Here is a 10,289-nt window from a genome sequence, read left to right as displayed (position 1 = left end):
GTGCGGGGCGGCGCGGGGGCGGGGTGCGCGAGCGGGCGGTATACCCACGGGACCACGCCGGGACCGGGGCCATTTCGCCCGCTCGCGCCGCGCCTCCCGAGCCCTTCGGATGCGCGAGCGGGCGGGGATGCGCGAGCGGGCGGTATACCCACGGGACCGCGCTGGGACCGGGGCCATTTCGCCCGCTCGCGCCGCGCCTCCCGAGCCGCCCTCGAGCCGGCCATCCGTCCACAGATGGCCGCTCGCACCAGCCGTCCACAGATCAGGGCGGGCGCCACTCGCACGGTGCCACCGGCGGCCACGCTGGCCGCATGCACGTCGACGCGACCTTCCCGATGGCCCTCCGCGGCCGACCGTTCCGCGTGCGCGAAGCCCTGCACCGCGGCGTCAGCGTCGGCCGACTCCGATCACGAGCGTTCCTCCGCCCGTTCCACGGCATCCGCGCCTGGACCCGTCCGCAGACGCACGACGAGCGCGCACGAGCGGTGCAGCCGCGCCTGCGCCCGGACCAGGCGTTCAGCCACACGACCGCCGCAGCGATCCTCGGCTTCCCGCTCCCGCGCCGGCTCGAGCGCGATCCCCGCGTCCACGTGACGACGATCGGGACGGACCAGGCGCTCCGTGTCCGCGGGACGATCGGGCACCGCGCCCGCCGCGGCAGACTCCAGGTGGTCCACTCGGGCACCGCGGCGCTGACCCACCCAGCGGACACGTTCGTCGCGCTCGCGACCCTCCTGAGCCGTGACGAACTCATCGTGGTCGGCGACGCGATCATCGGCTGGCTCGGCTGGTGCGACCACGCCGAACTGGTCGCTGCGGCTCGCCGCTACCGCGGAGCGAGGGGCATCCGTCGCGTCCGAGCAGCCCTCGCCGAGATGCGCCCAGGGTCACGTTCGCCCGGCGAGACCCGGCTCCGACTCGCCCTCACGCGGCGCGGTCTGCCACAACCGGCCCTGAACCACGACGTCGTGGTGGACGGCCGGTGGGTCGCGTGCGTCGATCTCGCCTACCCGGACGCCCGTGTCGCGATCGAGTACGAGAGCGACCTCCACCGCACCGACGATCGCACGTTCCGCAAGGACATCACGCGGGGTGAACACCTGAAGGACGCCGGCTGGTGGCTGCTGCGCGCCACCGCGGACGACGTGGGACCGGCGATCGAGGCGCTCGTGGCGCGCGTCCGTCGCCTCCTCGACGGCGTGTCGACCGGGAGGCACGACCCACGTCCGACACGCCGTCCAGCGTCATCGAGGTGAACATTGGTTGACGCTTCAACCAAACACGTGCAGAATGGGCTAGCATCAACTTCGATGCAGGCGCATGGAATCGTGGTTCCGCCCGACGCCTGCTCGGGAACGCAGTCCACACGCTTCGAAGGAGTCACCATGACGCTCACCGCCTCGACCATCCCCGGCTACCAGACCGGTACCTGGAAGATCGACCCCACCCACTCCGAGGTCACGTTCTCGGTCCGCCACCTCGCGATCAGCAAGGTCAAGGGCAAGTTCGAGACCTTCGACGCCACCGTCGTCACCGCCGAGAACCCGCTCGAGTCGACCGTCGAGGCGAACATCGACGTCGCGTCGATCAACACCGGCCAGGAGCAGCGCGACCAGCACCTCAAGACGAGCGACTTCTTCCTCACCGAGGAGCACCCGCAGCTCACCTTCCGCTCGACGAGCATCGAGGCCAAGGGCGACGACCTGCACATCGCCGGCGACCTGACCCTGCGTGGCGTCACCAAGCCGGTCGTCCTCAAGGCCGAGCTCGGCGGCTTCACGACCGACGGCTACGGCCAGGTCAAGTTCGGCGCCGAGGCCACGACCAAGATCGACCGCACCGAGTTCGGCGTGAACTGGAACGCTGCGCTCGAGGCCGGTGGCTTCACGCTCGGCAACGACGTGACGATCAACCTCGACGTGCAGTTCGTCCTCCAGGCGGCCTGACACCTCGTCTCTCCTGACCCGAAGGTCATCGCGTTGCGCGTGACCTGAGGGACATCGAACCGCACCACACTGCAGTACCCGAAGCGAACGGCCTGGCTCCTCCCCCACGGAGTCGGGCCGTTCGTCGTTGCTGGGGGGCTGGGGGGTGCGGGGCGCGCGTGGTCTTCTCGCTGGGCCGGTCGCTCGCGCGTCCCACCGTCGAGCGGGCGGAGTACGCGCGGTTCGCGGCACGTACCCGCCAGCTTCCGCCCGCTCGCCGCGACCGCCACGCGATCGACTCCGTCGCGCGCGCCAGCGTCCGTGGTCGCGCGCGCCACACGCGCCGATCGGGCGGATTCGGCACCGACGGACGTGGCACCCCCGCGCATTTCGCCCGCTCGCCCGGCGACCGCGCGCAGTAGCGTGAGACCGCAGCGTCCGCCGACCGGCACCGGGCGACCGCCGCGGGGAATCGGAACCCGAGCCGGAAGGTTGCAGGGGAACACACGGGAACCCGCTTTCGGGCCGGTCGTCGAACACCCACCAACACGCAGCACCCCGCACTCCGCACCCGCAGGACCCACGAACAGGAGCACCACCATGGCCACCGACTGGATCGCGCTGCAGGCACTCGCGGCAGCCGAGTTCGGCCGCCGCGTCGCCGCCGTCACGGACTGGGACGCGTCGACCCCCGACTCCGAATGGACCACCCGAGACCTCGTCCGACACGTCGTCGAGGAGCAGCGGTGGATCCCGAAGCTCCTGACGGGGTGCGACTACGCCCAGGCCGAAGCGGATCTCGAAGCGGTCGGCTCCGACCTCGCGGCCGAGTGGGCCAAGTTCGCGGCCGAAGCCATCGAGGCGTGGCAGAGAACGCCCGCTGACACGCCGGTGCACCTCGCCACGGACGTCGTCCCGGCGGGGCAGTACCTCACCGAGCAGACCAGCGACATCACGATCCACACGTGGGACCTCGCGCGGGCGACCGGCAGCGACGAGACCCTGCCGGACGAACTCGTGCAGGCCGTGTGGGAGCACTTCGAGCCACAGATCGAGGACCTCGCCGCGACCGGGCTCTACGCCGCACCGGTCGACGTCGACGAGGACGCACCGCTGCAGGTCCGCCTCCTCGCGGTCACAGGGCGCGATGCCAGGGTGGCGGCATGACCGAAACAGCCCGCTCGGCAGCCCCCGAAACCGCCCGCTCGACAAGCCCGGCAACCCCGACCACCCGCCTCGGCGCCTCCGGCCTCCAGATCAGCTCCGTCATCCTCGGCATGATGTCCTACGGCGACCCCGACAAGGGCGCCCACGAGTGGAGCGTCGGCATCGACGAGGCCCGCCCCTTCGTCCGCCGCGCCTACGACCAGGGCATCACCACGTTCGACACCGCGAACGTCTACTCCGCGGGCAGCTCCGAGGAGATCACCGGCACCCTCCTCAAGGAACTCGCCCCGCGCGAGGAGGTCCAGGTCTTCACCAAGGTCTTCAACCGCATGCGCCCGGGCCCCAACGGCGCAGGGCTCTCGCGGGCGGCGATCATGCACGAGATCGACGCCTCGCTGACCCGCCTCGGCACGGACTACGTCGACCTGTACCAGATCCACCGCTTCGACCCGCACACCCCGGTCGAGGAGACGATGGAGGCCCTCCACGACGTCGTGAAGTCGGGCAAGGCGCGCTACATCGGCGCGAGCAGCATGTGGGCGTGGCAGTTCGCCGAGATGCAGCGCATCGCGGAACGGAACGGCTGGACGCGGTTCGTCAGCATGCAGGACCAGTACAACCTCCTCGAACGCGAGGAGGAGCGCGAGATGCACCCCTTCTGCGCCCACACCGGCGTCGGCGTGATCCCGTGGAGCCCGCTCGCCCGCGGCAAGCTCACCCGCCCCTGGGACGCGCAGGGTTCCGGCAGCAGGGCCGACACCGACGAGTTCGGCAAGACCCTGTACCGACAGGACGAGGACGCCAACCGCGCGATCGTCGACGCGGTGCAGCAGGTGGCCGAGGCGCACGACGCGAGCATGGCGCAGATCGCCCTCGCGTGGGTCATGCGGCAGCCCGCGGTCTCCGCCCCGATCGTCGGCGCGACGAAGGAGCACCACATCGACGACGCGGTCGCTGCGACGACGATCGAGCTCACGGACGACGAGGTCACTCGTCTCGAATCCGCGTACACACCCCGGGTGCCGTCCGGTTTCTGACGCACCCACCGGACGGACGGGAGGCGCGGTGCCAGCTGGCACCGCGCCTCCTGGCCGTCAGACGGTCGCGTCCGGAATCCGCCGCTCGCCGCCCAGCCGCGCGATCCGCACGAGCGCCGCGCGCTCCGTCCCCGGCTGGTGCCCGAGCACGGCACCGATGCCGTCGAGCACCACGCCCGCGGTCCGCCGGACCGGGAACTCCACCGGCCCGACCGCAGGCGTCCGCAGCCCGAGCATCGAGCGGTGCCGCGGGTCGAGGGAGACGACCGCGCCGTCGAAGAGCGCCCGGTACCCGGGGCGCAGCAGGCGTGCGAGCGGCGGGTCCTTGATGAACCGGACGACGTCGAGCGTCCGCGCGGTCGCGACGAGTTCCCCGCGGTCGAGGTACCCGTTCATCTGGGCGCGGAGCTCGGCGTCGGACTCGGGGGCGTCCTCGACGCCCATCAACCGGCCGGCGATCGCCCACTCACGGACGTAGGCGTCGGCGCCGCCGGGGATGGGTTCGCCCCACAGCTGCGCACTGCGGAGGAAGGCGTCGGTGAACGCGAGGTGCACCCACCGGGCGAGGTCCGGGTCGTTCGCGGCGTACGGCCTCGTGACCCCGTGGCCGTCGACGTACTCGCCACGGACGCGCTCGTGGAGCTTCCGGACCCAGGCGCTCGCGGACCGGGCCGCCGTGGTGTCGCCGTGCGAGACCGTGTAGATCCAGCGGATGGTGCCGGCGAGGCGGCCGAACGGGTCCTCGCGGTAGCGGGAGTGGTCGGCGACGCCGGCGAGCGCCCCGGGGTGGAGCGCCTGGACGAGCAGGGCGCGGACACCCGCGAGGATCGTCTGCTTCCCACCGTGCACCGACCAGGTGGCGGAGCCGGGCCCGAAGAACCCGGCGTCGGTGCCCTGTTCGAGCTCGTCGATCCAGGCCGGGCGCTCCGTCGCACCACCGGTGAACGTGTCGTTGAGACGGGATCGGAAGGCATCGGCGACAGAGGGCATGACGCCATCGTCCGTCGTGCCCCTGACAACGCGCTCGGGTGGCCCGCTAGGTTGGTCGGCGTGAGCATCGACACGCCTCGTCCCTGGCTTGCCTCGTACGCCCCGGGGGTCCCGCACGACATCGACGAGCCGACCGGCTCCCTGTACGACATCGTGGAGGGGTCCGCCAGGCGCTTCCCGAAGAAGGTCGCACTCGAGTTCTTCAAGCGGACGACGACGTACGCCGAGCTCGAGGAGCAGATCCTCCGGGCGGCGAACGGCCTCCGCAAGCTCGGGGTGACCGCCGGCGACCGGGTGGCGATCGTGCTGCCGAACTGCCCGCAGCACATCGTGGCCTTCTACGCCGTGCTCCGCCTCGGCGCCGTGGTCGTCGAGCACAACCCGCTGTACACGCCGCGCGAGCTCCGCCACCAGTTCGAGGACCACGGCGCGAAGGTCGCGATCGCTTGGGACAAGTCGGTGGCGACGCTGCAGGACTTCCCCTCGGACGTGAAGCTCGACGCGATCGTCTCGGTCGACCTCACCCGCGCGATGCCGCGCGGGACCCGGATCGCGCTGTCGCTGCCGGTCGCGAAGGCCCGCGAGTCCCGGGCGAAGCTGACCACCACGGTGCGCGGCACGACGCCGTGGGACGACCTCGTGTCGAACCGGAAGCTGTCGAAGCGCCACCCCCGACCCGCCACCGACGACGTCGCCCTGATCCAGTACACGTCCGGCACGACGGGTGTACCAAAGGGTGCGGTGCTGTCGCACGGCAACCTCATCGCGAACGCCGCACAGGCCCGGGCGTGGGTCCCGCAGATCCAGCCCGGTGACGGCAGCGTGGTCTACGCGGTCCTGCCGATGTTCCACGCCTACGGCCTGACGCTCTGCCTGACCTTCGCGATGAGCATGGCCTCGCGGCTCGTGCTGTTCCCGACGTTCGACCCGGCACTCGTGCTCGCCGCGATGAAGAAGCACCCGCCGACCTTCCTGCCGGCCGTGCCCCCGATCTACGCGCGGCTGCAGCACGCGGCGGACTCCGCGAAGGTCTCGCTCGAGGGGATCGAGATCGGCATCTCCGGGGCGATGGCGCTCTCGAAGGAGGTCGTCGAGCCGTGGGAGGCCCGCACCGGCGGCTACCTCGTCGAGGGCTACGGCCTGTCCGAGTGCTCCCCCGTCCTGCTCGCGAACCCGGTGTCCCCGGCCCGGCGTCTCGGGTCGATCGGCCTGCCGCTGTCCTCGACCGAGGCGCGGGTGGCAGACCCGGACGACCCGACGAAGGTCCTCGGGACCGACGAGCCGGGCGAGCTCCAGGTCCGCGGGCCCCAGGTGTTCCGCGGGTACTGGGGCAAGGCCGAGGCCACCGACGAGGTCTTCACGCCGGACGGCTGGTACCGGACCGGTGACATCGTGGCGATCGACGCCGACGGGTACGTCCGGATCGTCGACCGCCTCAAGGAGCTCATCATCACCGGCGGGTTCAACGTCTCCCCGACCGAGGTCGAGGACGCCCTGCTCAAGCACCCGAGCGTGCGCGAGGTCGCGGTCGTCGGGATCACCCAGGCCGGCAACGAGCAGGTCGTCGCGGCCGTCGTGCCGAAGGACCCCGCGACGTTCGACGCCGATGCCCTGCGGGCGTGGTCGCGCGAGCACCTCGCCGCGTACAAGGTGCCCCGCCGGGTGGTCGTGGTCGAGGACCTGCCGCGCTCGATGATCGGCAAGGTGCTGCGGCGGAAGGTGCGCGACCAGATCCTCGGCGAGTAGCGGCGAACCCCTGGCTGCGCACCCCTGGCGGCGCACCCGCACCGCTAGGCGCGCGTCCGCTCCGGCACGGCCAGGACCGCCAGCCCGACGACCACCAGCCCGATGCCGACCCAGCCGCCGGCACCGAGCTGCTCCCCCACCACGAGCACGGCGAGCACCGCGGCCACGACGGGCTCGAACAACGACAGCAGCGTCGCGACCGAGGCGCTCACGGACCGCAGCCCGACGGCGTACAGCGAGTGCCCGAGCACCGTCGGCACGAGCGCCAGGTACAGGAACACCGGCCAGTTCGCCGCGACCCCGAGCGACGCCTGCCCGCCCACGACGGCGAGCACCACGAGCGGGACCGCCGCGAGCCCGAACACCGCACCGACGAGTCCACGCTCACCCGGCAGGGACGCGCGAGCCGGCGGGGAAGCGCGACCCGGCAGCGACGCGCGAGCCGGCAGGGACGCGCGAGCCAGCAGCGAGGCACGATCCGCCACGGACACACCGCCGGGCAGCGCGACGGGAACGGACACCGCACGCATGCCCCGCGCGACCGCCCACGAGTACAGCGCGTACGTCAGACCGGCGAGCAGCGCACTCCCGAGCCCGAGCACGAGCGACCCGCCCCGATCGGAACCATCCGACGCGCCCGCATGCTCGGAGGACCGCGCGAGCGTCACGACGACCATCCCGACCACGCTCACCAGGGTGGCGACGACCCACCTGCGCGTGACGCGCCTCCCGTCCGCCACCCACTCGACGAGCCCCGCGAACACGGGCGACGACCCGATGGCCACCGTCGTGCCCAGCGCGACGCCCGCGTCGGCGAGGGCCGCGTAGAACGCGACCGCGTAGACGACGAGCGACGCCGCGCCGAGCAGCGCCCAGCGACGGCTCGCCGGGTCGGCGACCGCGCGGAGCGTGCCGCGACCGGCGCCGAGGGCGAGGACGATCCCGCCGAGGCCGAACGTCACGGCCCCGAACACGAACGCGGGGACTCCGGGCGCGAAGTGCGTCGCGGTGCCGGTGGTCCCCCACACGCCCGCGGCGACGAGGACCGCGGCGAGTCCACCGACGGGCCTGGAGGCGCGGCTCACGTCCGCCCCGCCCGTCACGACACGTGGACGCTCGGTCGGCGGTTCACGTCCGGCTCCGCCTCGCGCAGCACCTCGCGCGTCACGGGGGCGACGTCACCGACGCCGGTGAACACGAAGCGGATGGCGTTGCGGATCGGGCTGCCCTCGTTCCACTCGAAGTAGATGCTCGGGACGACGCCGGCGATGTCCCGGATCGCGAGGAGCGTCGACGCGATCGTGTTCGGCACGTTGCCCGACCGGACCTTGAGCACGCGGTGCCCGTGGATGACGTGGCCCTCGACGACGAGGTCCTCCTCGAAGTCGGAGGAGTCGGCGGGCAGGACCTCGAGGAACATCGTCGGCACGCGGGCGGGGATGCCGGAGTCGCGGCGTTCCTCGCGCCCCTTCGATCGGTACGCCTCGGCCGTGCCGGCACCCGGTTCGTTCGCGATGATGCAGACCGAGCTGAACTGGTCGGCGTCGGCCTCGATGAACTGCCGGGCGGTGGCGTCGAGCTCGATCGACGACGCACGGAGCTCGAACGACCGACGGACCCGGGAGACCAGCGAGACCACCACGATCGCGATGATGAAGATCGCGGCGATGCGGACGCCGTCCGGCCGCTCGATGACGTTCGCGACGGTCGTGTACACGAAGACCACGGCGATGATGCCGAACCCGATCGTGCGCTTCTTCTGCTGCTTGCGTCGGGCCGACAGGGTCACCGCGACCGCGGCGCTCGTGATGAGGACGAGCACGCCGGTGGCGTAGGCGCCGCCCTGCGCGTCGACGTTCGCCTGGAAGATGATCGTGATCACGAAGGCGATGAGCGTGAAGATGATGACGAGCGGCCGGGTCGCCCGCGCCCACTGCGGCGCCATGCCGTAGCGGGGCAGGAACCGGGGCACGAGGTTGAGCAGACCCGCCATCGCACTCGCACCGGCGAACCACAGGATCGCGACCGTCGAGAAGTCGTACACGGAGCCGAACACGCCGCCGAGGTACTCGTGCGCCAGGTACGCCAGCGCCCGGCCGTTCGCGCCGCCGCCCGGCTGGAACTCCTGCTGCGGGATGAGGAAGGTGGTGACGATCGACGAGGTGATGAGGAACGAGCTCATGATGACCGCGGCGACGGTGAGCAGGCGCTTCGTCCCGCGGATCCGCCCCTCGGGTCGGGCGCTCGTGTCGTCGGACGCGTCGCCGCGCACCTGCGGCATCACCGCGACGCCGGTCTCGAAGCCGGAGAGGCCCAGCGCGAGCTTCGGGAAGACGATGAGGGCGATGCCGATCATCACGAGCGGGTTGCTGTGCTGCGCGGTGAGGCCGCTCCACCAATCGCTCGCCACCATCGGGTTCTCGAACACGTGCCACAGGGACACCCCGACGACGACCGCGTTGAGCAGCAGGTACACCGCGACGAGCGCGACCGCGATGCCGATCGCCTCCTTGAAGCCGCGGAGGAACACCACCCCGAGCAGGAGCAGCAGTGCGAGCGTGAGCGGCACCGGGATCTCGGTGAACCAGTGCGGCGTGAAGGGGTTCTCGGCGATGTGCGCCGTCGCGTCCGCCGCGGACAGCGTCATCGTGATCATGAAGTCCGTCACCGCGAACCCGAGCAGCACGAGCACGAAGAGCTTGCCGGCCCACCAGGGCAGGAGCTTCTCGAGCATCATGATCGAGCCGGCGCCCCGGAAGCTGTCCTGGGCGACCCGACGGTACACCGGCAGCGCGCCGAACAGCGTGACGAGCACGAGCACGATCGTCGCGATCGGCGACAGGAGCCCGGCGGCGAGCGCGGCGATCGCGGGCTGGTACCCGAGCGTCGAGAAGTAGTCGACGCCCGTGAGGCACATGACGCGCCACCACGAGTGGGTCTTCTCCACCTCGACCTGGTGCGGGCCCTGGTGCGAGGCACCCTGGTCGGCCCCGTGCAGCATCCAGCGACGCACACGGGTGCTTCGGTCGAGGGGAGGCTCGGTCGCGTCGCGTTCCGCGGCCCGCTCGGCGTCTGTCGCGGTCACGGACACGATCGTAGGCCGTCCTAGCGCCGTGGTCTCGCGATCACCGCCGCGACACCGGCCACCACGAGCAGGGCCCCGGCGGTCAGGCAGGCCCCGAGCAGGAGCGTCATCGGGTCGACGGTGAACCACGGCAGGGCGCTCACGGCCATCGCGGCGGCGAACACGAGGAGGACGACCCCCCAGAAGACCGTGCCGAAGCGGGGTGCACGGCGCGGGCGGCGAGCGGGTGCCGGGACCCCGTCGAACGGGGTGGTCGGGGTGGTCGGGTCGACCGGTGTGGTCCGGTCGTCGGGGGTGGTCCGGTCGTCGGGGGTGGTCTCGTCGTTCGTCATCGTCTCG

Annotated in this window: 9 protein-coding genes; 5 read left to right on the top strand and 4 right to left on the bottom strand. The window is 71.7% G+C overall.

What is annotated here, in order from left to right; translation table 11 throughout:
• The first annotated feature begins 311 nt into the window (after nt 1-311).
• From JSX79_RS14175 to JSX79_RS14160, 4 genes are all read left to right on the top strand, one after another.
• A complete protein-coding gene (locus JSX79_RS14175) occupies nt 312-1,256 on the top strand; it encodes a hypothetical protein (protein ID WP_229086752.1) in 945 nt (314 codons plus the stop codon).
• 129 nt (nt 1,257-1,385) lie between these two features.
• Entirely contained in the window at nt 1,386-1,946 is a 561-nt protein-coding gene (locus tag JSX79_RS14170; RefSeq protein WP_070416635.1) for a YceI family protein, read from the top strand.
• Nucleotides 1,947-2,525: 579 nt separating this feature from the next.
• On the top strand, nt 2,526-3,092 hold the full coding sequence (locus tag JSX79_RS14165; RefSeq protein WP_070416636.1) for a TIGR03086 family metal-binding protein: 567 nt from the start codon (nt 2,526-2,528) through the stop codon (nt 3,090-3,092).
• Nucleotides 3,093-3,202: 110 nt separating this feature from the next.
• Nucleotides 3,203-4,129, top strand: coding sequence for an aldo/keto reductase (locus JSX79_RS14160; RefSeq protein ID WP_229086753.1), 927 nt, complete (start codon nt 3,203-3,205; stop codon nt 4,127-4,129).
• Between the two features lie 57 nt (nt 4,130-4,186).
• Here JSX79_RS14160 and JSX79_RS14155 read toward each other — a convergent pair whose 3' ends face one another.
• On the bottom strand, nt 4,187-5,119 hold the full coding sequence (locus JSX79_RS14155) for an oxygenase MpaB family protein (protein ID WP_229086751.1): 933 nt from the start codon (nt 5,117-5,119) through the stop codon (nt 4,187-4,189).
• Nucleotides 5,120-5,179: 60 nt separating this feature from the next.
• On the opposite strand from JSX79_RS14155, the gene JSX79_RS14150 reads away from it, so the two are divergent.
• Complete coding sequence (locus JSX79_RS14150; RefSeq protein ID WP_229086750.1) at nt 5,180-6,865, top strand: long-chain-fatty-acid--CoA ligase; 1,686 nt, start codon at nt 5,180-5,182, stop codon at nt 6,863-6,865.
• 44 nt (nt 6,866-6,909) lie between these two features.
• Here JSX79_RS14150 and JSX79_RS18735 read toward each other — a convergent pair whose 3' ends face one another.
• The 3 genes from JSX79_RS18735 to JSX79_RS14135 form a co-directional block, all read right to left on the bottom strand.
• Nucleotides 6,910-7,968, bottom strand: a complete 1,059-nt coding sequence (locus tag JSX79_RS18735) for an EamA family transporter (RefSeq protein WP_229086749.1) — start codon at nt 7,966-7,968, stop codon at nt 6,910-6,912.
• On the bottom strand, nt 7,965-9,866 hold the full coding sequence (locus tag JSX79_RS14140) for an amino acid transporter (protein ID WP_374115171.1): 1,902 nt from the start codon (nt 9,864-9,866) through the stop codon (nt 7,965-7,967). The genes JSX79_RS18735 and JSX79_RS14140 overlap by 4 nt, the downstream gene beginning before the upstream one ends.
• Before the next feature lie 104 nt (nt 9,867-9,970).
• Nucleotides 9,971-10,282, bottom strand: coding sequence for a hypothetical protein (locus tag JSX79_RS14135; RefSeq protein ID WP_229086748.1), 312 nt, complete (start codon nt 10,280-10,282; stop codon nt 9,971-9,973).
• Between the last annotated feature and the right edge of the window lie 7 nt (nt 10,283-10,289).

This window comes from Curtobacterium sp. GD1 (assembly GCF_020882855.1).
Taxonomy (GTDB): domain Bacteria; phylum Actinomycetota; class Actinomycetes; order Actinomycetales; family Microbacteriaceae; genus Curtobacterium.
The sequence above is the reverse complement of the archived record's forward strand: the minus strand, read 5'-3'. Positions and strand labels throughout refer to the sequence as shown.